The organism is Pandoraea aquatica, from assembly GCF_902459565.1.
GTDB lineage: Bacteria > Pseudomonadota > Gammaproteobacteria > Burkholderiales > Burkholderiaceae > Pandoraea > Pandoraea aquatica.
In genome coordinates this window covers 122,362-148,507 of record NZ_CABPSN010000004.1, presented here as the reverse complement: position 1 = coordinate 148,507, position 26,146 = coordinate 122,362, and the positions used below count along the sequence as shown (strand labels likewise).

Sequence of the window (26,146 nt, the reverse complement as noted above, 5' to 3'; positions counted from 1 at the left end):
GCCAGTGAAGCGATGGTAGAGTTGGCGCATTGAAATTAATTGTCAATTTTATTTATTTCGTGAAATTAAAATTCATAATCATGTATTAATGAAATTTAATTTCATACCACCCAAATCCCACAAGAATCCCATGACAAGCCTCACGCTCGACGATCTGGACTTGCGAATCCTCGGCGCACTGCAATTGGACGCCTCGATCTCGAACCTGGAACTGTCGCGACGGGTGCACGCTTCCGCCCCGACCTGCCTGCGACGCGTTCGCGCGCTGCGGGAGGCGGGTGTCATCGCGCGCCAGATCGCCGTCGTCGACGCCTCGAAGCTCGGCCCGACGCTGACCGCTGTCGTCGAAGTGAGCCTCGACCGGCAAGCCGCCGAGGATTACGACACCTTCGAGACCTACATCTGCAACGAGCCGTCAGTGACGCAGTGTTACCGCGTCTCGCCGGGGCCGGACTTCGTCGTCATCGCAGAAGTACAGGACATGGCCGCTTACGACGAACTCGCCCGACGGCTCTTCAAAAGCTCGGCAAACATTCGCAACGTACGCACCTTCTTTTCGACGCGCCGAGCGAAGTTCGAAGCGAATGCGCCCGTCGTCGTCGCTCATCCGAACACTTCCCGGTAGATGAAAATGTTCATTTGAACATTCAACACCGTCATTTGAATGTCACTGTCGGCTGTCAAAGTGGCGCCCATTCCAGAACGAATGTGCGCATCACGACCGCCTGATGGACCTTTCAGAACGCCAGACCCGCATCGTCGCCCTCTTCCGCCAGCATGGCGAAATGAGTGTCGATGCCCTCGCCGAGCATTTCAGCGTGGCGACGCAGACGATTCGTCGCGACGTGAACGCGCTGTGCGACGCGAATGTGCTGCGCCGCTATCACGGCGGCGCGCGTCTGATGACGCCCGGTGCCAACCAGCCGTACGAAGTGCGCCGCGTGCGCAATCTCGAAGGCAAGCTGCGCATCGGTCACGCGGCGGCTGAACGCATTCCCGACGGCGCGACCGTGCTGCTCGGCATCGGCACCACACCGGAACAAGTGGCCGTCGCGCTCGTGCATCGCAAGCGTCTGTGCGTCATCACGAACAACCTGCGCGCCGCGCTGGTGCTGGCGAGCAATCCGGAACATCGCGTGATCGTCCCCGGCGGCGAACTGCGCTCGCCCAATCCCGAGATCCTCGGCGACGAAGCCGACCGGCTGTTTCGCGCCTATCGCGCAGACGTCGGCGTGTATAGCGTGGGCGGCATCGACGACGACGGCACGCTGCTCGATTACGACCGACAAGAAGCGGCCTCGCGTGAAGCTCTGCGCGACGCCAGCCGGTATCGAATTCTCGTCGCGGACGCGTACAAATTCACCCGCAAGCCCAGCGTGCGCGGTGGGCAACTCGTCGAGCAGGACCTCGTCATTACCGACGCCCCGCTGCCCGACCCGCTGAGTCAACGCACCTCGGGAGATTCGCCCGAGATTCTCGTCGTCTGATCCGAACGCCTCGCCCCTATCCGACACCATCGCCTTAGCCTGAGACCGCACACCATGTCATCCGCCTCGCTTCGTGCCTCAACCGTCCGCCTCGCTGCCGTTAGCGTGGCTGCCTTCGCCTGCGTCTTCGGTACGCTCGCGTCGTCCGCCGCCAGCGCCGCCCCGTTGATCGTCGCGCATCGCGGCGGCACGGGCGATACGCCTGAGAACACCGTGCAAGCCTTTACCAACGCGCTGCAAAACGGTGCCGATGCACTCTGGATGACGGTGCAGGTCACGCGCGACGGCGTCCCCGTGATGTACCGTCCGGCCGATGTCTCGGCACTCACGGACGGTCGCGGCAAGCTTGCCGATCTCGATTACGCCGACGTGAAGAAGCTCAACGCTGGCTACGCCTTCTCGCGTAAGAACGCCAACGGCCAGACCGCCTACCCCTTCCGCGACCACCCGCTGCCGATCCCCACACTGCGCGAAGCGCTGGCCGCCGTGCCCGCCAACGTGCCGGTGCTGCTCGACATGAAGCAGACGCCCGCCGCGCCGCTGGTCGAAGCCGTCATCAAGGTGCTTGACGACACGAACGCCTGGTCGCGCGTGCGTCTGTACTCGACGGAAGCGGAGGCGACGGACCGCATGCGTGCGCGTCGTCCGCAAGCGCAGCTCTTTGAATCGCGCGACGCTACGCGTAACCGTCTGGTTGCCGCGGCACTTGCAGGCCAGTGCGCTACGCCGCCCGCCCCGGGCACGTGGGCCGGCATCGAATTCCATCGTCAGGTGGAAGTGGTAGAGCGTTTCACGCTCGGCGAAGGCGTGTCGAAGATCGTCGCCAACTGGTGGACGCCGGCCGCCGTGCAGTGCTTCAAGTCGCGCGGCGACGTGCATCTCGTCGCCTTCGGGGTTGAGACGCCGCAAGACTTCGAAGCCGCGTCGCAACTGGGTTTCGATGCCGTGATGACCGATTCCCCGGCGCGCTTGCGTTCGGCGCTGGCCAATCAGGGGAAAGACGCGGCCAAGTAGTACGCGCACCAACACCAAAGCAACGTATCACCCGGGACGCGCGTCGATGTAGGACGTGCGTCCCGACTTCCCGCTAAACCTAAGCTTCAAGTTTTCGGGGAGTTGTTTTTCATATCTTTAGGACTCCAAATTTCTCACGTGACGCGAAATCCCGGGAATTTACACCGGGACGCGCATCACCCATTAGCCACACCTCGCTCAGGAAACACGCCATGAAGGTTTTCGTCCACTCGCCCCTCGCCCGTGCGGTCGCACTGGTTATCGGCTGCGGTGCCGCGACACTCGCGCACGCGCAGTCCAACATCACGCTTTACGGTATTGTCGACGGCGGCGTCGGCTACGCCAGCAATGTCGCCAGCGTCACCCGCGCAGGTGCGGCGGGCCGCCCGGCCACCATGACCGGCGCGTCGAACTACGCGTTCCAGAGCGGCACGTGGCAAGGCAGCCGCTGGGGCATGCAAGGCTCGGAAGACCTCGGCGGTGGCCTGAAGGCGCTGTTCCGTCTCGAGAACGGCTTCAACCTCGGTAACGGCACCGCCAGTCAGGGCGGCGCAGAGTTCGGCCGTCATGCGTATGTCGGCTTGCAGGACAAGGCTTACGGCACCGTCACACTCGGCCGTCAGTACGATCCGCTGATCGATCTGGTTGGCTCCGTCGGCGGCACCGCGCTGCTCTCTGGCGTGGCCGCACACCCGGGCGACGTCGACAACCTCGACCACAGCTCGCGCGTGAACAACAGCGTGAAGTACCGCTCGCCGACGTGGGGTGGCTTCACGTTCGGCGCGATGTACGGCTTCGGCGGCCAACCCGGCACGATGGGACGTCAGAACACGTGGGGCCTCGCCGGACAGTACGCCAACGGGCCGCTCACGTGGGGCGTCGGCTTCTCGCACGCCAACAACGACAAAGCCAGCGCGATGGACACGACCATCGGCAGTTGGGCAGGCTCGTCCGAGTCGGCTTTTGCATCGTCGATCAATGCGGGCTATGCCAGCGCCAAGGCGCGCGACGTGATCGCCACGTCGATGACCTACCAGATCGGCGACGCCACGCTAGGCGCGAACTACAGCCACACGGAATACTCGGCAGGCACGTATTCGCGCTTCACGCGCACGGCGAAGTTCGACACGGTTGGCGTGCTGGGGATGTATCGCTTCACGAACGCGTTCCGCGCCGGTGGCGGCTACAGCTTCACGAAGGTGAACGCACCGGCGGCCAACGTTTCAGGCGCGAAATACCACCAGTTCAACCTGGCGGCCTTCTACAACCTGTCCAAACGTACGGAGTTGTATGCGCTCGCGGGCTACCAGAAGGCTTCGGGCAGCACGCTCGACGTCTTCGGCAACGTGATCGACGCGACGGCCTCGGTCGGCGATGCCGCGAACGGCATGTCGTCGGCGACCAACTCGCAGACGGTGGTGCGACTGGGTGTTAGCCACGTGTTCTAACGCGGGGAATGTTGGGAGTAACGGCCGGCGAGGATGTCGGCCGTTGTTACGAGATGGTTATACCTTCACCCTCTAGCATTTCCCGAACGCGCGAATGTTGTGACGGTGGAAAAAGATCCAACCCGATGAGGTCCCATTCCTGCTTGATAATGGTGGCTCCGGAAGTGGAGGTTCCTGTTCCGCCGACATCTTCGATGGTTTCGACGTTAAGCATCATCTCGAGCGCGTTCGCCCGCAAAATTTCCGGCATCTGATCAAAACGCCTAACCGCCTTGGATAGCGCATCCTCAGGAGATGCGCAAAGCGCTGTGCCCAACTCGACAAGCGCGAACTGCATCCATTGCGCAAAATCGTCACTATTGAGGACGGCGGTGCTTCCCCATTCCTCGACGAATGTTCGAATCGCCTGCTCGCAATCCGTCGACGTACTCGGGATATCGTTGGGTGCCGCGTCAGCACCAGGAGGCGGCTGTTCGGTCACAACAAGTACCCCAGCGATACGCCCCAAAAGCATGGACATCCGATGTTCATGTATACGATCGGCTTCAATACGGAGCGCCTCACGTTCGCGCGCGAGCTCGCTTCTGATCTCGGCGATCTGATCGGTCAAATACAGTGATGCGTCGGGCCCGGCCTGCGCGACGCCGACAAGTTCGTCTCGCAACTCCTGGTCCGCGCGCCCCGTCGCCCTCGCCACCGACTCCATCTGCGTCAGTCGGGTTAGAAGGAGTTCGCATCGCTGCGCAATTTCCGTAATCACCGCACACCTCAGGACAGGACATCAAGAAAATCGCATTCTGCGCTTCTTGATGTGCCCCGCCTTGTGCAAATGGCTCATCGCTCAGACACCATCGCGACGCCTTTTACTGCTGAGAGAGCGCCGGTACTACGCCGCCTGCGCCGGCAGTGCCGGCACGATCTCCACTCTCGGACGCGGCAACGTCGTGACCGCATGCATTTGCGCACGCAGCCAGTCGCGGGGACTGCTGCCCGTCTTGCGACGGAAGGCACGAGCGAGCGCCGACGCGCTGTCGTACCCGACCTCCTCCGCCACGCGCGCAATCGGCTGACCGTCACGCAGACGCTTTTGCGCCAGACCGATGCGCCAGTCCAGCAGATAGTCCGCAGGCGACTGACCGACGACTTCGCGGAACTGCGCTGCGAAATTCGCGCGCGACATGTTGGCGGTGCTCGCTAGCGATTCGACCGTCCACGGCTCGCCCGGCTGGTTGTGAATGACGTTCAAGGCTCGCGCGAGACGCGGATCGCCCAGCCCGGCCAGCATGCCGAAGCTCACAAGCCGGTGTTCCAGCACGTGACGCAGCAGTTGAATCACCAGCAGTTCGAACAACCGGTCCATCACGGCCAGACGTCCGCAATGTTGGCCGAACGCTTCGGCGAACAGCCAGTTCAGCGTGAGTTCCAGTGTCGAGAGGGATTTCGTCGGCAGGATGAGGAAGTCGGGCAGCGCCGAGACGAGCGGATTGTTGTGACCACCGTCGAACGACAGCGAGCCGCACACCAGTTCCGTGCGATCTGCCTCGCCCGAGAGCAACTGATGGTGATTGCGTCGGGGGAAAAAGATCAGGGACGGCTCGGCAATCTGCTGCCGCACACCGTCTTCCGTGACCAGCGCAACTTCGCCCGAACGCAGCAAGTGCAAATGACCGCCATCGTGGGCGTCGACACCATAGCTGGCGATACCGCACATGCCGCCGCTATGAAACACACCGGCGCGAACGCCGAAATTCGAAATCAGGGTGGAGAGCCGATCCATGGCGCACTCGTCTAGATAACCCGGTGCGCCGATTATGGAGGATTTGCGTAACCCTTGCTTGGAACGTCCCTCACCCTTGTCCTGCCGTGGCAGAAGCTCAACTATGGCGGGTGTTACACACGCCATCCTCTGCCCTCACGTGCGATCACGTGCAATTACGCGCGGTTATCGGCGGAGGCAACCGGTGCAGCTGTCCCGATTTCCGAGCGCACTTGCGCACGCGAGCGTCCGGCGGACACCCCTTGTTGCAGCAGCGACGGATAGGTTTGCAGCGATTGGTCGAGTTGGCCTGATGCACGCGCTACACGCAATTCTTCAAGCACTTGCGCACGGCTCACGCCTTGTGAAGCCACGGCTTGGCCAGCATCGGCCGTTTGGGTGTCCGCGAAAGCCGAAGCGGAAGCGAGCGATGCGGTGGCGATAACAGCGGCGGCGAAAATACGAGCATTCATGATGAAACTCCTTTCGGTCGGCAGCGTGTGCCGTAAGTCGTTTTCCCTTGGGCGTCCGTCCGAATCACCGGACGAACGCTAGCGGGCATGACTAGAGATTACGAAAGGACAGCGCGTCTTGCACGGCAGGACGTCTTCAAGATGCGACCATTCGTCCAGTTCTGACGAACGTGATTGGCGCGCGCTATGACGTTGATAGCCAACGCTGATCGGATGGCCGAAAAAGGGGAATTTGTGGCTGTCGCAGTGCGTCTCAGACGCTGGTGGTGCGCCGTTTGACTTTGATGTCTGCGACCGGGATAACAGCGGCTGCCGCATCCCCGAGAAGACGACGCAACACATTGGGCTGGTTGACGAGATCGGCGAGCGTGTAGCGGTCGAGCACCGCGAAATACGAACGCAGCGCCTCGCCGAGCACACCGCGCAGATGGCATGCCGATGTGATGACGCAAGCGTTATCGCCCTGATGGAAGCACTCCACCATCGCGAAATCGGGCTCCATCGCACGCACCACTTCGCCAAGTCCGATGCGCTCCGGCGCGCGGCCGAGACGAATGCCGCCCGAGCGTCCGCGCACGGTATGCAGAAAGCCCAATTGGCCGAGCTTCTGCACGATCTTGACGAGGTGATTCTTGGGAATGTCGAAGGCGTCCGCCACGGACTGCACGTGCACGAGCTCGTCGGGATGAACCGCGACGTAGATCAGGGTGCGCAGACTGTAATCGGTATGGTCGGTAAGTCGCATCGACGGCGGACGTAGGCGTAAATACGCAAAAAAAGCGGAACGGAAGCGGGAACGAATCAGGCGGCGCACAGTGCGCCGCCTCTGATGATTATGCGAGCCAGTTTAACATGGCCTGGATATGCATCTTATGTCCCGCACAAGCCGTACGTCACCCGGATTTTTACAGAATGTTCGGGTGTGTACGGCGCGCAAATTCCCCTGTCGCAAGAAGGACTTACCGCCAAGCGCTTACCAACGCACCGTCAGCCCGCCCATCCACGAATAGTCGTAGGTTTGCGGGTTCAGACCGCGTCGATAGCCGACATCGAGATCCATCCATGACGTCGGGCTGTAGATGGCCCCCAGAATCATGAAGGCCGGGTTCGTCTTCTGCGCAAAATCGGGGTTTTGCGACGTGCCGACGTCCAGAATCAGTTGCGTCGACGGCAATACGCGATACAACACCGCCGCAGACGCCTTCCATACCCCCTGCCGCTGCCCCTGACGGTTCGCCTGATAAGCGCCGCCAGCGTTGGCGAGGAAGGTCCAGTCGTCGATCTGATACTGGGCCAGCAGCGTGGCGCCGGCGTTCACGCGGCCGGTGCCCAGTCCGCGCTGATCGTTGCCTGACGGAAATGTCAGATACGGTTTGAGGCCGACGCTGAACGCCCCGTCGTCGTACATGCGCCACTTGGCACCGGTCTCCACGTCGCCAACGCCACTGCCGGCGCTCTCGGAGCGGTTCTGGATGTTGGTGTACGGCACGTTGACGTACAGATCGAGCGCTTCGCCGAAACCGCGTGTGAGCGTGCTGTTCCAGAGCGTCTGACGGCCAATGTCCTGCTGCTTCGACGTGACTTCGCCATTCGTCTCGAACTGCCAGTTGCCGTCGCCCTGCGTGCCGGTGTCGTCGGAGGTCAGCGGGTGCGCAGCGAACGCGCTGATCGGGCAGAACAGCGCGAGATACATCAGTTGCTTCTTCATGAGTCGTTCTCTTTTTACGTGTGCCGTCCCGAGCGGCATGCCAACGCATGCGCCAGAACGAAAGTGTGTGGGGGGCAACGCCCCCGCCCCATCGGGCGGGTGGCATTGCATCTGCAATGTGTGCGTTAGGCTTGCAGGCTTCGCTTAGGGCTCAGAACCAGCGACCGAAGCGACGGATGTAGATCGTCTTCACCGTTTGCGCCAGTGCGATGTACCCAAGCATCGTTGCCACGAGCCAGTAGAAGTACGAGAACGGCAGGCTAACGAAGCCGAATGCCTCGGCGAACGGCGAGTACGGCAGCCAGCAAGCGATCGCAATGGCAACGGACGTCGAGAGCATGATCGGCAGCGCCGGCGTGCTTTGCAGGAACGGAATCTTCTGCGTGCGCAGCAGGTGCACGACCAGCGTCTGAGAAACGAGCCCTTCGATGAACCAGCCCGAATTCATGATGACCTGACCGGCGTCGCCACCATGCGCGTGATACAGCGCACCTGCACCGAAGACCGTCCACATCAGCGCATAGGTCGTAATGTCGAATACCGAGGAAGTCGGCCCGATCCACAGCATGAAGCGGCGGATGTTGCTGGCGTCCCACTTGCGGGGCTTCTTCAGGAACTCCGGATCCATGCGGTCCCACGGCAGGAACATCTGCGAGATGTCATAGATCAGGTTCTGGATGAGCAACTGCATCGCCAGCATCGGTTCCCACGGCAGGAACGCGCTCGCCACCAGCACAGAGAACACGTTGCCGAAGTTCGAGCTGGCCGTCATGTTCAGGTACTTGAGGATGTTGCCGAACGTCTCGCGGCCCTTGATCACGCCCGCTTCGAGCACCATCAGGCTCTTTTCCAGCAAGATGATGTCGGCGGTTTCCTTGGCGATATCCGCACCGGTGTCCACCGAGATGCCCACGTCGGCATCGCGCAGCGCCGGGGCGTCGTTGATGCCGTCGCCGAGGAAGCCCACGGTGTGGCCGTTAGCTTGCAAGGCCTTGACCACGCGCGCCTTGTGCAACGGGGCGAGCTTGGCGAACACGGTCGTGCGTCCCACGACTTCGCGCAGCGTGGCGTCGTCCATCGGCTCGATGTCGGCACCGAGCAGCGGCGTGCCCGGCTCCAGTCCGACCTGACGGCACACCTTGATCGTGACGATCGGGTTGTCGCCCGTGAGCACCTTGACCGTCACGCCGTGCTCGCGCAGCGCGGCGATCGCCGGGGCGGCGGAATCCTTGGGTGGATCGAGGAAGGTGAGGAAACCGCACACCGTCAGCTCACGTTCGTCGGACGTCTTGTACTGCGTCTTCGTCTCACCCACCGGAATGTCGCGAGTGGCCACGACCAGCACGCGGAAACCGTCTTCGTTGTATGCCTCGGCGCGCGCAATCAGCATGGCGCGTGCCGTGTCGTCGAGCGCACGCACACCCTGCGGGGTTTTCACATGCGTGGCGACAGACAACATTTCTTCGACGGCACCCTTCGTGATCATCTGATGCTCGCCGCGATCGTTCGCGACGACAACAGACAGACGGCGGCGTACGAAGTCGAACGGCAGTTCGTCGATCTTGGCAAACGCGCGCGGCTGCACCGATTCGCCGATCTCGTTGGCGCGACGGATGATCGCCACGTCGATCAGATTGCGCTGACCGCTCTGGTGATAGCTGTTGAGCCAGCCCAGACGCAGCACGTCTTCCTGCTCGTCGCCCGCCACATCCAGATGCTGTTCGAGAATGATGCGGTCCTGCGTGAGCGTGCCGGTCTTGTCCGTGCACAGCACGTCCATCGCGCCGAAGTTCTGCACCGAGTTCAGACGCTTGACCACCACCTTGCGGCGCGACATCGCCAGCGCGCCGCGTGCAAGGTTGGCGCTCACGATCATGGGCAGCATCTCGGGCGTCAGGCCCACGGCCACTGCCAGCGCAAACGTCAAGGCGCTGACCCAGTCGCCTTTGGTGAGGCCGTTGATCATGAAGACGATCGGCACCATCACCAGCATGAAGCGAATCAGCAGCCAGCTCACGCTGTTCACGCCACGGTCGAAGCTCGTCTCCACACGCTTGTGGCTCACGACGTTCTTCGCCAGCGCACCGAAATACGTGTCACCGCCGGTGGCGACGACCACGCCCACGGCCGTGCCGCTCACAACGTTCGTCCCCATGAAGCAGACGTTGGACAGATCGAGCAGGTTGGCATTGCCCTCGCCTGCTGCGATGGACGCGGACTTCTGAGCCACAGCGCCCAGCGTGTCGTACTTCTCGACGGGCAACGCCTCGCCGGTGAGCACCGCCTGGCTGATGAACAGGTCGCGCGATTCGATCAGACGCAGATCGGCCGGGATCATGTCCCCTGCCTGAAGCGTCACGATGTCGCCCACGACCAACTCGCGCATGGCGACCTCGTGACGCTCAGACTTGCCCGACGCCGACAGACGGCGGCGCACGCTGGCCGTGGTGCGCACCATCGCCTTGAGCTTCTCGGCCGCCTGCAGCGACCGGAACTCGGAGAAGAAGCGCAGCAGGCCGCTGATCGTCACCATCGTCGACAGGATGATGATGCCCTTGTAATCCTGATCGCCCGGATCGGCGAAATAGACGTCGGTAAAGAAGCTGATCGTAACGAGCGCGAGTAGCACGAAGACAAACGGGTTGTTGAAGGCGCTGACAAGCTGGCGTGTCCAGTGCGGCGGCTTGTCGTGGGCAATTTCGTTGGGGCCGTAGCGCGTCTGGCGCTGACCGACGTCGGCGAGCGGCAAGCCGCTGACATCGGTGCCGAGCGTGTGCAGGACCTGGTGCAGCGGTTCGGTCGCAAGACGTGCGACGACTTCGGGGCCCGAGAGCGGCAGGTCGGACGCTGTTGCGTTGTCGACGAAGCCGCGCTGCTTATGGCGGGAGCGGTGGTTATTTGTCATGACGATTTCCTGGCGCGACTTACGCTTGCCCTGATGGGCGGGCGGCGGGCCGGTCTCGTCAGTCGCTACCGAAGATCACTCTCCGGAAAAAACGCGCGAACGCACCCAGCCGCGCCGCGCAGCACGCGGTCGGTGAAAGCAAAAATACTGAGGTCTGGCATCGGATCGCCCGCCGGGAAGCCATACGTCAAAGGTACGGTCCCGACGGGCCACATTCGGCTACTTCCGTCTTCCATTTCGGACTCCTTATGTTCGTTGATTCGGTACGCCGGCAAACGATCGTTGCGTTGTCCGGCAGTGATGGGGCGGCTCGATCAGCCGCGCGGCACTAAGCGTGCGCGGGCATGCCCGTGGTCGCGGCGCGACGCGAGGCGTCGTCGGACCAGAACACGCGGCGCACGCTGCGCTCGCCCGACAGTCGCATGACGAGCGACGTGAGCGAAGCGCGCGAACCCTGCGGGCAATCGAGCGTAACGGTGGCGGACGCCTCGTCGCGGTCGCTCCAGCGGGTGATGCTGACGTGCGTGGCGCGCAGACCGAGCGCGGTGAGATCGATGAACATCTGCTTGCGCAAGGCCCCGAGGGCCTCGGCCAGACAAACGATGGTCAGGTGCGACACCGGCGTGGTGCGTGTCGGTTGGCTCTGGAAAGCCTGGAAGGTTTGAAAAGCTCGCATGATTTCCTCGCATGGCTGCGAAGTGTCCGTACCGCATGTGAGCGCGCGGCATGGACGGCCGGCTCGCGAAAACGCATCGTCGCAACGCACGATGCAAAACACATGCGCAAGACGACAACGCCCATCACAGGCACGACAGTGGAAACTTTTGCGGGAATGACGCCGAAAACATACGCTCAGGGCGAGCGTTCAAGTGGCGCAAGACACCGCATCCTGCATGAGGACGCGGCACAGGGAAGGCTGTGGATCCTCAGGCAATCAATCGATCAAAGATCGAGGACTACTGGCATCGGAATTCACGGACTAACCCCTTAGATTGAAGACAGGGCGGATGGTAACTGAGGCCAAATTGGAGCGTCAAGCGATAAATGCTGCATCGCAAACATCTTCAGAATTCTCCTTAATACAACACCGCCCCCGACCGCTCAAGCCGATCCCACGGCCCTGAGCGACGACGTCCCGAATTCGGCACTCCGATGAATTGTCTATACGGAAAGCACTTCCGATTGACAGGGATATTTCCCATGAGTTATTAATAATGATTATCATTAACAAATTATTGGCATTTGTCTCACCTGCTGCATGACCGTTGCCAGCGTTCGCGCTGGTCCTGAGCGTCGTGAGTAGACCGAGCGTCAGGCTGGATCATGCAAACCCCGGGCACCCTCCCCTCTACCGTCGAGATGTTGTACAGCCATCACCATTCGTGGTTGAGGGGCTGGTTGCATCGACGTCTGGGCAGTGCGGAACAAGCGGCCGACATTGCGCACGACACTTTCGTGCGATTGCTCGGCAGCGAGCGGGTCCCCGCCTCGTTCGACGAACCGCGTGCGTATCTCACGACGGTTGCGCAGAATCTCGTCTCGAATCACTGGCGACGTCAGAAGCTCGAACGCGCGTATCTCGAAGCCCTCGCACAGGTGCCGCGCGACGTCGAATGGTCGCCCGAAACGCGCGCCATCATGCTTGAGACCCTGCTGGAACTGGATCGACTTCTGGACGGCCTGCCGACCATCGTGCGGCAGGCGTTTCTGCATTCGCAGCTGGACGGACAAACGCACGCCCAGATTGCGGCCACGCTCGGCATCTCGATTCCGACGGTCAAGCGCTACCTCGCGAAAGCCTTGCAGCGCTGCTATTTCGCCGACCTGTCGTTTCTCGACTGATGCCATCCCGTCAGCCCCGGCAGCCCAATAACGCCACCGCCATGCCCGCCATTCGCTCAAGCTGGTACGACGCCACCACCGACGCCGCCAATCTGCCGGCGGACGTGGCCGAGCGCGCGGTCGAGTGGCTCATCGAGTTGCAGGGTGACGACGTCTCGCCGCAAACCGTCGCCGACTGGCACGCGTGGCGCACCGCACATCCCGATCACGAACGTGCCTGGCAACGCATCGAGTCCGTCAAAGGCAAGCTCGCGCCGCTCGCTGCGCCCGTGGAAGCCGGTGTCGCGCAAGCCGCACTGGCTCCCCCCGCATCACCGCAGCGCCGCCGCGCAGTGAAGTCGCTGGCCGTGCTGCTCTTCGCCGGTGGCGGCACATGGGGCGTGCTGCATTCGTCGCCGTGGCGGCACTGGTCGGCCGACGTGCAAACCGCTGTGGGCGAGCGTCGTAAGTTGCAGTTGGATGACGGCACACAACTCGTGCTCAACACGGACAGTGCCATCGACATCGTCTTTCGCGACGACGAACGCCGCGTCAGGCTGATCGGCGGCGAAGTACTGATCACGACCGCGCCGGACAACCTTGTGCCGCCCCGCCCGTTCCTCATCGAAACCTCGCAGGGCACGGCACGCGCGCTCGGTACGCGTTACACCGTGCGCCAGTTCGACGACGGCACGCATGTGAGCGTGTTCAAGGGCGCTGTGGAGATTCGTCCGCGGGCCACGTCCGACAAGTCGCTGATCGTGCAGGCCGGACACCACGCGAGCTACACGACGAACAGCATCTCCGAAGTCACCAAGACGCCCACGGACGACGCGACATGGGCCGAAGGCTTCATCGTCGCGCGCAGCATGCGGCTTGGCGATTTCGTGGACGAGTTGGCGCGCTACAGCAACGCATCGCTCTCCTGCGATGCGAGCGTCGCCAATCTGCGCGTGTCGGGCACGTTTCCGCTCGACGACGTCGGCAAAGTCCTCGACACACTCGGCACCACGCTTGCGGTGCGTACGGAAGCGGTCACCCGCTTCTGGGGCACGAGAGAAATCCGGCTCGTTCCGGCCTGACGCAAAGGCACCGAACGACCGAATCCAGCCGCCCTCCAGCCGCATTCCGGCGGCTCAACGAATTTTTTTGAAAAAGGTGATCCGTTTCTGTTTTTCGCGGGTCATGGAAGTCGAGCACCACCGCTCTACTTCCACACGAAAGGTCAGATCATGGGTCACGTCCGTGGGCAGCAACAGCGCCCCAGCCAACCACATTGGGTCCATCGCCGCACGCGGATGGCCTGCGCATTGGGCCGCATCGCCCTTGGCGCAGCCGTTGCCGCACCCACGGGCGCGGTCCTCGCAGTCGCTCTCACGCCGCTCTCAGCGCAGGCCCAGAATGCGGGTGCACCTGGCGCGCGCGCCTTCGACATCCCCGCGGGTTCGCTCGAAGACGCGCTGAGCCGCTTCGGTCGCGACGCCGGCATCATGCTGTCGTTCAAGCCTGAAGTCACAGCGGGACGTCACAGCAACGGCCTGAAAGGCACCTACACGCCGCGTAACGGCCTCGACGCGCTCGTGGCAGGCACCGGCGTGGAAGTCGTCCCGCAATCGAACGGCAGCTTTCTGATTCAACCGGCAAGCAGCGCCGCGTCCCTGGACGGCGCCGTCGCCCTGCCGACGACCCACGTCACCGCCACGTACGACAACGGTCTGCAACCGGCCTACGCGGGCGGCCAGATCGCACGCGGCGGCAGCCTCGGCATGCTCGGCTCGGCCGACGCCATGGACGTGCCGTTCAGCACGATGAACTACACCGAGCAGATGGTGCGCGATCAGCAAGCGCGCACGCTCGCGGATGTCGTCATCAACGAATCGTCGGTGCGCATGCTGACCTCCAGCGGCGGCTTCGGCGAAGACTTCCAGATTCGCGGTTACACCGTCTCCAGTAGCGACGTGGGCCTGAACGGCCTGTACGGCATGGCGTCCGCCAGCCGGGTGCCAGCGGCCATTGTCGAGCGCATTGAAGTCCTCAAGGGACCGGGCACGCTGATGAACGGCATCGGCCCGAGCGGCAGCATCGGTGGCGCGATCAACGTGGTGACCAAGCGCGCCACGAGCGAGCCGATCACGCGGCTGACGACCACGTTCCAAAGCAAATCGCAACTCGGCGTCGAAGCCGACGTGGGCCGTCGCTTCGGCGAAAACCAGGAATGGGGCGTGCGTCTGAACGGTGTGTTCCGTGACGGCAACACCACGCTCGACAATGGAAAGCAGAACATCGGCTTCGGCTCGGTCGGCCTCGACTACACCACGCAACGTCTGCGCTGGACGCTCGACGCCTACACGCAACACGAAGGCGACGACAACTTCCGTCCGCAGATCGGCTTCCAGTCGTCTGTGAAGAAGATTCCGGACGCCCCCTCGGGCTATCGCAACTTCTACCCCGGCAGCGAACTGCATCTGCACGACTCGGCCGTGACCACGCGCCTCGAATACGACGTGCTGCGCAACGTGACGGTGTGGGGTGCCGTGGGCTATCACTACGCCACGGCCTATCAGACGTTCCCGAGCGGCCCCGCCGACGCGCTCGGCAACTTCACCGTCATGAATTCGTATTACGACTCGTACACGCGCTCGCGCACGGGCGAAGTGGGCGCGCGCGTGAACTTCAGGACGTTCGACGTCGGTCACACGGTGACGGTGCAGGCATCGCGTCTGGAGCAGGACTCGGGCAACGCCTATGTGCCGGGCTCGACGTCGGTGGCCTCGAACATCTACAACCCCTCGCCGCTGCCCGGCATCGGCGCGGCGCGCACCGAGGCCAAGAAGGCGTCTGAATCCGCGCTGACCAGTATCGCTGTGACCGACACACTGTCGTTCCTGAACGACCGCGTGTTGCTCACCGGCGGCCTGCGTCACCAGCGTGTTGCGCTCGACAACTTCAGCACCGCCACCGGCGCACTGACCGGAACGTACGACCAGAGCGCCGTTTCGCCGCTCGCAGGCATCGTCGTCAAGCCGCTCCAGAATGTGTCGGTGTACGCGAACTTCACCTCGGGTCTGTCGCGTGGCGGCACTGCGCCCGTCGGCACCGTCAACGCCGGGCAAGTGTTCCCGCCGTACAAGTCGAAGCAGTACGAAGCCGGTGTGAAGGCCGACTGGGGTCCTGTGACGACGACGGTGTCGGTGTTCCAGGTACAGCGCCCTAACGCCGTGACCGATCCGTCGACCAATCTCTACAGCTTCGACGGCGAGCAGCGCAATCGCGGCATCGAACTGTCGGCATACGGCGAAGTCGTGAAGGGTCTGCGCCTGATGGCCAGCGCCACGTTCTACGACGCGAAGCTCACCAAGACCGCCGGCGGCACCAACGACGGCAACGATGCGAACGGCGTGCCCAAGCGCGCGTTCAACCTCGGCGTCGACTGGGATACGCCGTGGGTGCCGGGCCTCTCGCTCAACGGCCGCATCATCAACACGTCGCGCATGTACTTCAACGCCGCCAACACGCTCGAACTGCCCGCATGGACACGCTACGACATCGGCGCGCGTTATCGCACGCGTGTCGCGGGCAAGTCGGTCGTGTTCCGCGCCAACATCGAGAACCTTTTCAATTCGAACTACTGGCTCATGAGCGGCACCTACGCCACCGTGGCCGCACCGCGCACGTTCCTGCTCTCGGCGCAAATCGACTTCTGAAGACGAACGACATGCCGATGAGCCTCCACCGATTCACCGATTCCTTCCGTTTCGCCACCTCTCCAAGGAGACCGCAATGAAGACGACTGCCACCCACCGAATGACGCGACTGCCCCAGTTGGTCAAGCTCACCGCCGGTGCCCTCATCGCCTTCGCCGGTGCTGCGCAGGCACACCAGATCTGGATCGAGCAGCCTGCCGGTCAGAACGCCGTGATCCGCTTCGGCGAATTCGGCGAAAACCTGCGTGAAGCGTCGCCGGGCCTGCTCGACAAGTTCGTCGCGCCCACCGGCACGCTCAGCTCGGCACAGGGCGAGAAGACGGCCGCCGCCACCAAGACGGCCAACGGCTTTGCGCTCCCGTTCAAGGCGAGCGCCGGTGAATCGCTGATCGCCGAAGAAGCGAAATACCCGCTCTTCACGTCCAAGCGCGACGGCCAGGAAGTCACGAACTGGTACCGCCCTGCGGCGCGTCTGGCGACCGACTTCTCGAAGCAGAAGCCGCAACTGACGCTCGATCTCGTGCCCGCCGGCAAGCAGGGCGAGTTCCAGCTGTTCTTCCAGGGCAAGCCGCTGCCCAAGGCGAAGGTCTCGCTCGTCACGCAATCGGGCTGGGCCAAGGAAGCGCATACGAACGAACAGGGGCTCGTGACGTTCGACATGCCGTGGAAGGGTGTGTATGTTGCCGAAGTCAGTCACAAGGACATGACGCCGGGTGAGCGCCCGGGTGCCAAGGGTGCCGAGCGCTATCAAGGCGTGAGCTACGTGACGACCACGACCGTTATGCAAGCCGACGGCATCGAACCTCTGCCGGCTGGCCCCGCTGCCACGCCCAACAAGTAAGCGACACGCATCATGGCTCAGGCTCGCCGCGCCCCGTCCGGCAAGGTCGGCAACGCTGGACTTTCCGAACGCATCGTCAACATCGGGGCGCTTATCTCACGCATCGTGGCGGCCATTGGCGGCGGTTACGCCGTGGCCGCCCTCGCGAGCGTTGCCGTACTCGCACTGCCGATGAACAAGGCGCAGGCGGTCATCACCGGCGAGTTGGCGAGCTTCGCCCTCTATGCCGGTGCGGTCGTCTGGGTGTTCGCCGTGCGCAGTGCATGGCGTGCCTGGGCCGGTCTGCTTATTGTGGCTGCACCGCTTGCGCTGGCTGCGTGGGCGGTGGCTTCCGGCCACCTGACGGGAGGTGCGGCATGACGTCTACGCCTACGCCGAAAGCGAAGCCACAGGCACGTGGCATCCGTCAGACGATGTCGGACCTGCATACGTGGTCCGGCCTACTCGTCGGCTGGCTGCTGTACGCCATGTTCCTCACGGGCACGGTGAGCTACTTCAAGGACGAACTGTCTCAATGGATGCGCCCTGAAGTGCCGCATCAGCAATCGTTGCCCGATCCGGCGGTGGTCGCACAGAACGTCGGCAATCAACTCGTGACGCTCGCTGCGGGCAGCCCGCAGTGGAGCATCTACCTGCCCACCGAGCGCAATCCGGTCGCGGGCGTCTTCTGGCGCAATCCGCCTGCGCCGAAAGGCACAATCAAAGGCGAAGGAAAAAGTGCTGACAGCGCCCCGCGCCGCACCTTCGAAGAAGCGACGTTCGATCCCTCGACCGGTCAGACGCTCAAGGCACGCGAAACCCTTGGCGGCGACTTCTTCTATCGGTTCCACTTCCAGTTTCACCCGCTGCCGGTCCTGTGGGGACGCTGGCTCGCGGGCTTCTGCGCGATGTTCATGCTGGTGGCGATCGTCAGCGGTGTGATCACGCACAAGAAAATCTTCATCGACTTCTTCACCTTCCGATGGGGCAAGGGACAACGCTCATGGCTCGATGCGCACAACGCGCTGTCGGTCTTCGGCCTGCCCTTCCATCTGATGATCACCTACACCGGCCTCGTGACCCTCATGGCGATGTACATGCCGTGGGGCGCGCAAACGGCGATCAAGACACCGATGGACCGCGCGCAACTCAGCGCCCAGCTCAGCGCCTTCCCACCGCCGGGTAAGCCGACGGGTGAAAAAGCGCCGTTGGCACCGATTGCGCCGATGGTGCGTGAAGCGCAGGCCCGTTGGGGTGCGAACGATGTCGGACGCGTGACCGTCACCAATGCCGGTGACGCGGCGGCGCGCGTGGCCGTCACACGCGGCGAAAGCACCCGCGTCTCGATGAGCCCGCAGTACCTGCTGTTCGAGGGGACGACCGGCAAGCTGCTCGATGTTCACGACGGTGTCGGCCCGGCGGCCGAAACGCGTGGCGTGATGTACGCCCTGCACCTCGGACGCTTCAGCGATCTGCATCTGCGCTGGCTGTACTTCCTCGTCAGTCTCGGCGGCACGGCGATGGTCGGCTCGGGGCTGGTGATGTGGACAGTCAAGCGTCGCAGCAAGCTACCTGACCCGACGCGTCCCCATTTCGGCTTTCACGTGGTCGAGCGTCTGAACATCGCAGCGATTGCGGGCCTCTCGATTGCGATGACGGCGTTCCTCTGGGGCAACCGCTTGATTCCGGCGGATGCACTCAAGCGCAGCGTCACCGAAGTCGACGTGTTCTATTGGGTATGGGCAGCAACGTTGCTATACGCGCTGGTGCGCCCCGCCAAACGTGCGTGGGTGGAATTGCTGTGGTTCGGCGCTGCCGTGCTCGCGCTGCTACCGGTACTGAACGCTGTCACGACGTCGCGCGGCCTCTGGCATAGCCTGACGACCGGCGACTGGGTCTACGCAGGCGTGGATCTGATGCTCTTGGCCTTCGCGGCGCTGCATGCGTGGCTCGCGATTCGCACCGCGCGTCACAAGCCCAAGACGAAGCCCGCGCGCGCCACGGCACCGTCCCGCACGACGGCCAGTGCGTCGATCAATGCCCCGTTGAACGAGGACCGCGCATGAGTCATTTCGTTACTTTTGCGCTCTGCCTCGCGGGCTTTGCGGCGCTGGCGATGTCGACGGAGCGTCAGCAGGAGGCGTTCTTCGGACGCGTTTCACCGGCGCGCACGCGCAATGGCCGGATCGCCGGATGGACGGCATTGGCTGCGGCGCTCGGCGCAACGGTCATGGATCAGGGATGGGGATTCGGGCTGGTGAGCTACAGCGGACAGACCAGCATGGCCGCCGGTCTGGTGTATCTGACGCTCATTCTGGCGGAGCGCCGCCGCCAGTCTCGCTGAGAGACTGGCCGACGATCACTCGTTCTCTTCGAAGTAGTGGCCGAACTTGGCCTGCTTGGTGCGGATATAGCGCTCGTTCTCTTCGCGCATCGGAATGTCGAGCGTGACACGCTCGCTCACTGGGATGCCGTGCTTGATGAGCGTGTCGAACTTCTTCGGGTTGTTGCTCATGAGGCGCACCGAACCCACCCCGAGAATGCGCAGGATGGCAGCCGCAGAGTCGTATTCGCGCGCGTCGTCGGGCAGGCCGAGATCGAGGTTGGCTTCGACCGTGTCGCGCCCCTGCTCTTGCAGCAGATAAGCACGAATCTTATTGCTCAGACCGATGCCGCGCCCTTCATGACCGCGCAGATACAGCATCACACCGCGCCCCTCTTCGGCGATCTTGCGCATGCTCACGTCCAGTTGCTCGCCGCAATCGCAGCGATAGGAACCGAAGACATCCCCCGTCAGACATTCCGAGTGCAGGCGTACCAACGGCGGCAGTTCGCCACCCGCGCCCGACACGTCGCCCATCACCAGCGCGAGATGCTCGTTGGCGCTGTCTTTGACGCGAAATGCGTGGGAAGTAAAGGTGCCGTAGCGAGTGGGCAGCGTTGCCGTAGCGACAAGCTCGACGCATTCGCCAGCGTCGCAATTGAGCGTGGCAGGGGCAGTACCAGGGGACTTCATGTTGACGTTCAAACGGGCTGGAATTGGAAGTCGCTCACCACCAGACGGTGGTAGCGCGTGTTCGGAGTGTACCGCCATTTCCGAATTTCAGCCGACAGCGCCATGCAACAGACTGTTGCACGACGCTGTCCAATCGGCCGAACGCCGCGCCGACGGGGGCTGACGATACCCCCCCGTCAGCCCTGACCGGCCGCTTCCTGCCGCGATCAGTAGTCGGCACGCAGCGTGAGCATCACATTGCGACGCTCGCCATAAATGCCATAGAAGGTCGACGGCACCCGTGCGTAATAGTCACGATTGAACACGTTGTTCACGTTCAACTGTGCTTCCAGATGGCGGTTCACGCGGTACGCAAGCATTGCGTCCCACACCGCGTACCCCCCTTGTGCCGCGCCCACGGTCCGGTACGTCGAGCTTTGGATACGAACGCCCCCGCCGATCCGCAGACCATCAAGCACACCGCCGAACGGACCGTCCGAGAAGCGATAGGTTGTGTACAGCTTGAACAGATGTTGCGGCTCCTCGCCGTCGAGCGCCTGACCGATCTGGCTCGGATCGCTGTTGTATCGCGTGTTGAGCAGCGTGTAACCGGCATAGACGTTCCAGTTGCGCGTGACCTGCCCGGTCACTTCGGCCTCCCAGCCCTGACTTTGCGCCGAGCCTGCCGCCACCGAACCGATCGCGTGGAACGGGTCTGCGACTGCGCGGTTGGTGTCCGTCATCCGGAATGCCGCCACCGTCGCGCTCAGGCGACCGTCGAGGAACGAACCTTTCACGCCGACTTCGTACTGCTGCCCCTCACGCGGTGGCAATCCCTGCCCGTCGAACGTCGTTGCTGTCTGCGGCGCGAATATCTTCGAATAGTTGAAGTACGCGTTGATCTGCGGCGTAAGCGCCAGTACGACGCCGCCATACGGAATGAACTTGTGATTCGCCCGCGCAGTGGTGTTCCACGGCCCCTCGGTCGGCAACAGGCTTTGGCTTTGCTGCTGGAACCACGCCTCGCGTCCTCCCAACACGACGGTCAGCGGATCGAGCACGCGCACACGCGCCTGCCCGTAGACGCCGAATTGCTGCGCCTGCAGGTTGTTACCCGACGTGAACGGAATCGTCGGCTCGTTCGACGGCGGCGAAAAGATGCTGAACGTGCCGAGATTCTGACCACCGGACAGGCTGCGCTGCTGCGTCATTTGGTAGTTCATGCCGACAAGCCACTCGTGCTTGCGGCCAAACGCCTGCACCGGTCCGGACAGATGCGAGTCGATCCCCAACAGATTGTTCTCGCCTCGCTGCGACTGGCCGAAATACCGGGCAGTAAGCGTCGTCGGATTGATCCCCGGGCCGAGATAGGCGTACTTGCTGTTGGAAAGCACATGACGATAATTGACGGTCGTCGTCGACACGATGTCGTTATCGAAGCGATGCTCCAGTTTGCCGTTAACTTCCTGCATCGACGCCCAACTGTAGTTCCAGTCCGGCGAGAAGTTCGAGTTATTTGGTGCGTCGAGGAACGAACGGTTGGTCAGCAGTGACTGACCGTAGTCGAACCCATGCAGCGGATTGACCTGGTAAGAGCCCGACAGCGACAGCAGTGTGCGCGGTGTGAGGTCGAATTCGAGCGCGCCGTAAGCCAGGAAATTGCTCTCGCTGGTACGCGTGATCGATTTGTTACCGGTGTCGCCCGTCAATACCGCTCGCCCGCGAATCGTGCCCGACTGATTGAGGGGGCCGGTCACGTCGATCATCTGACGATAGTTCGCCCACGAACCGATCGTCGTTTCGCTACGCACGGCGAATGTGTCGCCCGGACGCTTGCGCACAAGATTAACTGTGCCTCCCGGCTCGCCTGTGCCGTCAAGCAGGCCCGCCGGGCCGCGGAAAACTTCCACCCGATCGTACATCGACAGATCGAACTGCGGCTGGTATTGAATACCGCTCAGGATCGAAACACCGTCGAACTCCACGCCCACGTTGTAGCCGCGCGAGTTGAAGTAGTACGTGCCGTCGCCATAGTTGATCGCGGTGATGCCGGTGGTGAACTGCAATGCATCGGCGACCGAGGTCATGGCCTGATCGTCCATGCGCGCACGCGTGACGACCGATACCGAGTTAGGAATGTCCTTCAGCGCCTGCGGCGTTTTCCCGATTGTCGTAGTCTGCGTGCCGTAGGAGGTCGAGCCTTCGGTTTGCGCGTCGCGCTGTGCCGTCACGTTGGCCGCCGGTAGTGCGGCGGACGCGGCACCGCCGCCCGAAGACGAAGCCGCAGGCGACGGCGTCTGCGCATGCGCCGTCGCAGCGCACAGCACCAGCATGGCGACGGCGACAGGCGTGAGCGCATGGCGCGCATTCGACGACTGCCCTGCGCGTATTGCATCGAACATATGACCCCGTGCGGCCTGCGTCCGGCGAGAATTCTGATTCGTTTGCATCGTTGACAACACTTCCCCTTGTTGCCGGGTTCTACCGGCGATCCAAAATTAACGTTCGTGTGCTTTGTGTGGCCACCGTCCAATTCCCGCTACACTGGCGGAAATATCGCAAATGAGACTCATTACTAAATTTGCGTGTGATCCGGCTCAACACATTGATAGCTATGGAGAATATCGGGTTCGAAAAAGGTAAGGACGACAATAAGTGTCGATTTTTTGACAATCGTTATCCAATTGGCGACATCCTGACGCGAGACCCGCAATCCCCCCATGAGTGACTTCCTGCGCAAACGATTTCCCAATGCCGTGCGGCCGTTACCGCGCGATGTCTTTGCACAGGTCACGCCCTTCCGTCACGGCGAACGGCTGATCTGGCATCGCCATCGTCACGGCCAGTTGGTGTTCCCGGTGCGCGGGATTGTGCGCGTACTGACACCGTCCGCCATCTGGACGCTGCCGCCCTCGCGAGCGCTCTGGCTGCCGTCGGACATCGAACATGAACTGCACGCGGTGGGCGACGGACAGATGGGCAACATCTACATGGAGCCGCGCGCGTTCCCGTGGGACTGGACCATTCCGACGGTGATTCTCGTCACCCCGCTGATTCGCGAACTGGCCGTGACCGTCAGCCGTGATGGCGACAGCTACGGTCCCACGAGCCGTGCAGCGCTCTCGGTACCGCCGTTGATGGGTGTGTTGCACGACGCAGCACCAGTGCCCGAACGCGGCGTGCCGGTGCCGAAGGACGAGCGGTTACAAGCGATCTGTGAGCACCTGATGAACGAGCCGGCCAGCAAACTGACGCTCGACTTCTGGGGGGAACAGTTCGGGGTGAGCGGACGCACGCTCGCGCGTCAGTTCCAGACGGAGACGGGCATGACGTTCGTGACGTGGCGTCAACACTTGCGCGTGTCCGAAGCGATTTCGACGCTGGCACAGGGGGTGTCGGTCGCGGCGACGGCAGACGCGTTCGGCTATGCCAGCCCCAGCGCCTTCATCGCCATGTTCAAACAGGTCACGGGACGCTCCCCGCAACGCTATCTCGCAGACGCCTGAGCCTGACTCGGGCATCTGCCAACACAACACTCAGCGCGTGACGTCAGCGCGCATAGCTCACAGGCATTCCACCATCGGGATTCGGCAGGACGCCCATCGGCACGCCGTAGATAGTCTGCAATGTGTCGGGCGACATCAGTTCTGCCGGGGTGCCGCGCGCAATCGGTTTGCCGTGTTTGAGCGCGAGCAGCGTGTCGCAAAAGCGCGCAGCCATGTTGACGTCGTGCAGCACGATCACCACGCCGAGACCATGCGCGTCGGCCAGTTCGCGCACGAGTTTGAGCACGTCCAGTTGATGGGCTACATCGAGCGCCGAGGTCGGTTCATCCAGCAATAGACACTGCGCCTGCTGCGCAACGAGCATCGCCAGCCATACGCGCTGACGCTCCCCGCCCGAAAGCGACTCCACGAGACGGTCGGCAAAGCCGAGTACGTCCGTCTGCACCATCGCGTTCTGCACGGCCTCATGGTCATGGGCGTCGAAGCGTCCGAGCGCGCCGTGCCACGGGTAACGACCGAGCGCGACGAGTTCCGACACCGTCATCCCGGCCGCGGCGGGCGGCTGCTGCGGCAAATACGCCACACGCCGCGCAAACTCGCGTGCGCCCCACGACGCCAGCGCCCGTCCCTCGAACTGGATGTTGCCGCTCACGGGCGAGAGCTGGCGCGCGAGCAACTTGATCAGGCTCGACTTGCCCGAGCCGTTGTGGCCGATCAGTCCGTGCACCTGTCCGGCCGCGAGTTCCAGCGTCAGTGGCGCGAGCAGCGTGCGCCCCTCTACCGCGAACGAAACGTCTTGCAAAGCGAACATCGGGATATCAGTCATGAGTATTCGGTGAAGCAGGTTCGTTGGGTGTGCCGACGTCGGCTTGCGGCTCGTGTGATTGACGCAACTGACCGTAGTCGAGACGAATCAGACGATCCGCCAGATCGAAGTAGCGGTCGTCGTGGGTAATGACCAGCACGCTCTTGCCGCGCGCTTTGAGCGCGGGCAGCATCTGGCGGTAAAAAACATCCTTGAACAGCGGGTCCTGATCCGCCGCCCATTCGTCGAAGACGTAGAACGGCCGGTCTTCCAGATAGGCCACTAGCAATGCGAGGCGCTTGCGCTGTCCCTGCGACAGATCGAGCGTGGAAAAGCGGCCGTCCGAGATCGTGACCTTGTGATCGAGTTGCAGCGACTTGAGCAGCGCCTGTGCCTGCGCGTCGAGCCCTTCCGGGGGCAAGCCGAGCAGATGTTCGAACAGAAAGAAGTCGCTGAACACCACGGAGAACAGTTGACGGTAGTGGTCACGCTCGGCGTCGCCCACGGGCACGCCATCGACCACGATACGACCCTGCTCGGGGGCATACAGGCCGACGATCAGCTTGGCCAGTGTGGTCTTGCCGCTCCCGTTACCGCCGACCAGATAGACGAGTTCTCCCGGACGGAACGTGAGCGTCACCGGCCCCAACGTGAACACTTCGTTTTCCTGCTCACGGAAGTAGCGATGCGTGACGCCCTCAAGCACGATCTCGTGGAACGCCGGTGTTTCGCGCTTACCCGGGGCGGGCAGCAGTTCGCGCGGCAGTTCGTTCTCCACCTGTGCGATGCGCTCCAGCGCGACGCGCGCACTGCCCAGCGACGGCATCGCCGAGAGCACGCCTTCGATCGGCATGATCATGTACAGGAACACGAGCGCGTAGCCGGACACCACCTGCGGCGGTAAGTCGACGTGACGCAGCACCACGAACAGCGTCAGGCCGATGAAGGCGAACAGAATGAAGCTGCCCCAACTCGCTGCCGCCGCATACAGCACGTAACCGCGCGTGCGCTGCACGCGCACCGCTTCGACATTGCTGGCGAGACGGTCTTCGATGAAGGCGTCGCGACGGGCGCGATGCAGCTTCAGCTCCTTCGCCCCGTCGAACAACGCGCGGAAGTCCTTCACCAGCGATTCCTCCCGCTTGCGCGAGCTGCGCAGATGCAGCAGCGCGCGCTGGTTGGCGAAGCGAAATCCCGCCGCGCCGATGAAGATCGTCACCACGGCGAACAGCAGAATCTCCCACGACAGATAGCCGAGATACACGAGGCATCCCGCGATCACCGCGCCCTGCATCGCGAGCACCGGCAGGTTCACGAACAGCACGACGATGGTGTCGAGATCCTGCGTGAGGACGGCAATCGCTCGAGCAATGCCGTGCCTCTCAAGGCTCGCGTACGGTGCGGCACCGATACGGCGCACAACCTGCATGCGCAACGTCGCCTTCGCGCGCTGACCGAGCGACATGAAGAGCGTCTGCGACAGCGCCCGCGTGACCAGCACGATCACGCCGAGGCCGAGGAATTGCATGCCGAGCATGCCCAGATGCTCGCGTGGGGCCGTCAACGCACGGTTGATCAGCGCGACGAGACCTGCATTGCCGAAACCGCTGATGAGACTGCCGGCGAACGCGATGGCCAAGGGCCATCGAGACGCACGTACCAATTGCCAGAACAAGGACATAAGAGATCTCTGTTTTTATGGGG

The 26,146-nt window shown here is 62.8% G+C and carries 23 protein-coding genes; 12 read left to right on the top strand and 11 right to left on the bottom strand.

Going from position 1 to position 26,146, the window contains the following annotated elements; translation table 11 throughout:
- Nucleotides 1-130 precede the first annotated feature (130 nt).
- The 4 genes from PAQ31011_RS14950 to PAQ31011_RS14935 all read left to right on the top strand — a co-directional run bounded on the left by PAQ31011_RS14950 (nucleotide 131) and on the right by PAQ31011_RS14935 (nucleotide 3,949).
- Nucleotides 131-625, top strand: coding sequence for an Lrp/AsnC family transcriptional regulator (locus PAQ31011_RS14950; protein WP_150576594.1), 495 nt, complete (start codon nucleotides 131-133; stop codon nucleotides 623-625).
- Nucleotides 626-728: 103 nt separating this feature from the next.
- Nucleotides 729-1,487: a DeoR/GlpR family DNA-binding transcription regulator gene (locus PAQ31011_RS14945; protein ID WP_150576593.1), complete on the top strand. Its 759-nt coding sequence runs from the start codon at nucleotides 729-731 to the stop codon at nucleotides 1,485-1,487.
- 54 nt (nucleotides 1,488-1,541) lie between these two features.
- Nucleotides 1,542-2,501 carry a glycerophosphodiester phosphodiesterase family protein gene (locus PAQ31011_RS14940; RefSeq protein WP_150576592.1) on the top strand — a complete coding sequence of 320 codons (960 nt, stop codon included), beginning with the start codon at nucleotides 1,542-1,544 and terminating at the stop codon, nucleotides 2,499-2,501.
- Between the two features lie 212 nt (nucleotides 2,502-2,713).
- Nucleotides 2,714-3,949, top strand: a complete 1,236-nt coding sequence (locus PAQ31011_RS14935) for a porin (RefSeq protein WP_150576591.1) — start codon at nucleotides 2,714-2,716, stop codon at nucleotides 3,947-3,949.
- A gap of 46 nt (nucleotides 3,950-3,995) precedes the next feature.
- On the opposite strand, the gene PAQ31011_RS14930 is transcribed toward PAQ31011_RS14935, so the two are convergent.
- From PAQ31011_RS14930 to PAQ31011_RS14900, 7 genes are all read right to left on the bottom strand, one after another.
- The gene (locus PAQ31011_RS14930) at nucleotides 3,996-4,709 is read right to left on the bottom strand and encodes a hypothetical protein (RefSeq protein WP_150576590.1); all 714 of its coding nucleotides are present in this window, start codon (nucleotides 4,707-4,709) and stop codon (nucleotides 3,996-3,998) included.
- A gap of 126 nt (nucleotides 4,710-4,835) precedes the next feature.
- Nucleotides 4,836-5,726 (bottom strand): AraC family transcriptional regulator, encoded by an 891-nt coding sequence (locus PAQ31011_RS14925; protein WP_150576589.1) that lies wholly within the window; start codon nucleotides 5,724-5,726, stop codon nucleotides 4,836-4,838.
- A 155-nt stretch (nucleotides 5,727-5,881) separates the two neighbouring features.
- Nucleotides 5,882-6,178 carry a DUF4148 domain-containing protein gene (locus tag PAQ31011_RS14920; protein WP_150576588.1) on the bottom strand — a complete coding sequence of 99 codons (297 nt, stop codon included), beginning with the start codon at nucleotides 6,176-6,178 and terminating at the stop codon, nucleotides 5,882-5,884.
- Nucleotides 6,179-6,431: 253 nt separating this feature from the next.
- On the bottom strand, nucleotides 6,432-6,923 hold the full coding sequence (locus PAQ31011_RS14915; protein WP_150576587.1) for an Rrf2 family transcriptional regulator: 492 nt from the start codon (nucleotides 6,921-6,923) through the stop codon (nucleotides 6,432-6,434).
- 228 nt (nucleotides 6,924-7,151) lie between these two features.
- The gene (locus PAQ31011_RS14910) at nucleotides 7,152-7,886 is read right to left on the bottom strand and encodes a transporter (RefSeq protein ID WP_150576586.1); all 735 of its coding nucleotides are present in this window, start codon (nucleotides 7,884-7,886) and stop codon (nucleotides 7,152-7,154) included.
- Nucleotides 7,887-8,037: 151 nt separating this feature from the next.
- Nucleotides 8,038-10,791: a magnesium-translocating P-type ATPase gene (gene mgtA, locus PAQ31011_RS14905; RefSeq protein WP_150576585.1), complete on the bottom strand. Its 2,754-nt coding sequence runs from the start codon at nucleotides 10,789-10,791 to the stop codon at nucleotides 8,038-8,040.
- Nucleotides 10,792-11,119: 328 nt separating this feature from the next.
- Nucleotides 11,120-11,467 carry a hypothetical protein gene (locus tag PAQ31011_RS14900; RefSeq protein ID WP_150576584.1) on the bottom strand — a complete coding sequence of 116 codons (348 nt, stop codon included), beginning with the start codon at nucleotides 11,465-11,467 and terminating at the stop codon, nucleotides 11,120-11,122.
- A 647-nt stretch (nucleotides 11,468-12,114) separates the two neighbouring features.
- Here PAQ31011_RS14900 and PAQ31011_RS14895 point away from each other — a divergent pair.
- The 7 genes from PAQ31011_RS14895 to PAQ31011_RS14865 all read left to right on the top strand — a co-directional run bounded on the left by PAQ31011_RS14895 (nucleotide 12,115) and on the right by PAQ31011_RS14865 (nucleotide 19,480).
- A complete protein-coding gene (locus PAQ31011_RS14895) occupies nucleotides 12,115-12,633 on the top strand; it encodes a sigma-70 family RNA polymerase sigma factor (protein ID WP_150576583.1) in 519 nt (172 codons plus the stop codon).
- On the top strand, nucleotides 12,633-13,694 hold the full coding sequence (locus PAQ31011_RS14890; RefSeq protein ID WP_246179594.1) for a FecR domain-containing protein: 1,062 nt from the start codon (nucleotides 12,633-12,635) through the stop codon (nucleotides 13,692-13,694). Before PAQ31011_RS14895 ends, PAQ31011_RS14890 begins: the two co-directional genes overlap by 1 nt.
- A gap of 150 nt (nucleotides 13,695-13,844) precedes the next feature.
- Nucleotides 13,845-16,316 (top strand): TonB-dependent receptor, encoded by a 2,472-nt coding sequence (locus PAQ31011_RS14885; protein WP_150576582.1) that lies wholly within the window; start codon nucleotides 13,845-13,847, stop codon nucleotides 16,314-16,316.
- 100 nt (nucleotides 16,317-16,416) lie between these two features.
- Nucleotides 16,417-17,157 carry a DUF4198 domain-containing protein gene (locus tag PAQ31011_RS14880; protein WP_150576930.1) on the top strand — a complete coding sequence of 247 codons (741 nt, stop codon included), beginning with the start codon at nucleotides 16,417-16,419 and terminating at the stop codon, nucleotides 17,155-17,157.
- A gap of 12 nt (nucleotides 17,158-17,169) precedes the next feature.
- Nucleotides 17,170-17,517 (top strand): DUF3649 domain-containing protein, encoded by a 348-nt coding sequence (locus tag PAQ31011_RS14875; protein ID WP_150576581.1) that lies wholly within the window; start codon nucleotides 17,170-17,172, stop codon nucleotides 17,515-17,517.
- Entirely contained in the window at nucleotides 17,514-19,202 is a 1,689-nt protein-coding gene (locus PAQ31011_RS14870; RefSeq protein WP_150576580.1) for a PepSY-associated TM helix domain-containing protein, read from the top strand. Before PAQ31011_RS14875 ends, PAQ31011_RS14870 begins: the two co-directional genes overlap by 4 nt.
- On the top strand, nucleotides 19,199-19,480 hold the full coding sequence (locus PAQ31011_RS14865; RefSeq protein ID WP_150576579.1) for a DUF3325 domain-containing protein: 282 nt from the start codon (nucleotides 19,199-19,201) through the stop codon (nucleotides 19,478-19,480). The genes PAQ31011_RS14870 and PAQ31011_RS14865 overlap by 4 nt, the downstream gene beginning before the upstream one ends.
- Before the next feature lie 15 nt (nucleotides 19,481-19,495).
- Here PAQ31011_RS14865 and ribA read toward each other — a convergent pair whose 3' ends face one another.
- A complete protein-coding gene (ribA, locus tag PAQ31011_RS14860; RefSeq protein ID WP_150576578.1) occupies nucleotides 19,496-20,152 on the bottom strand; it encodes a GTP cyclohydrolase II in 657 nt (218 codons plus the stop codon).
- A 206-nt stretch (nucleotides 20,153-20,358) separates the two neighbouring features.
- The gene (locus PAQ31011_RS14855; protein WP_150576577.1) at nucleotides 20,359-22,533 is read right to left on the bottom strand and encodes a TonB-dependent siderophore receptor; all 2,175 of its coding nucleotides are present in this window, start codon (nucleotides 22,531-22,533) and stop codon (nucleotides 20,359-20,361) included.
- Nucleotides 22,534-22,851: 318 nt separating this feature from the next.
- On the opposite strand from PAQ31011_RS14855, the gene PAQ31011_RS14850 reads away from it, so the two are divergent.
- Nucleotides 22,852-23,637 carry an AraC family transcriptional regulator gene (locus tag PAQ31011_RS14850; protein WP_150576576.1) on the top strand — a complete coding sequence of 262 codons (786 nt, stop codon included), beginning with the start codon at nucleotides 22,852-22,854 and terminating at the stop codon, nucleotides 23,635-23,637.
- A gap of 43 nt (nucleotides 23,638-23,680) precedes the next feature.
- Here the strand turns inward: PAQ31011_RS14850 and PAQ31011_RS14845 are convergent, their stop codons facing one another.
- Together PAQ31011_RS14845 and PAQ31011_RS14840 are read right to left on the bottom strand one after the other, a co-directional pair.
- Nucleotides 23,681-24,463: an ATP-binding cassette domain-containing protein gene (locus tag PAQ31011_RS14845; RefSeq protein WP_150576575.1), complete on the bottom strand. Its 783-nt coding sequence runs from the start codon at nucleotides 24,461-24,463 to the stop codon at nucleotides 23,681-23,683.
- A complete protein-coding gene (locus tag PAQ31011_RS14840; RefSeq protein WP_150576574.1) occupies nucleotides 24,456-26,123 on the bottom strand; it encodes a cyclic peptide export ABC transporter in 1,668 nt (555 codons plus the stop codon). The genes PAQ31011_RS14845 and PAQ31011_RS14840 overlap by 8 nt, the downstream gene beginning before the upstream one ends.
- Nucleotides 26,124-26,146 lie beyond the last annotated feature (23 nt).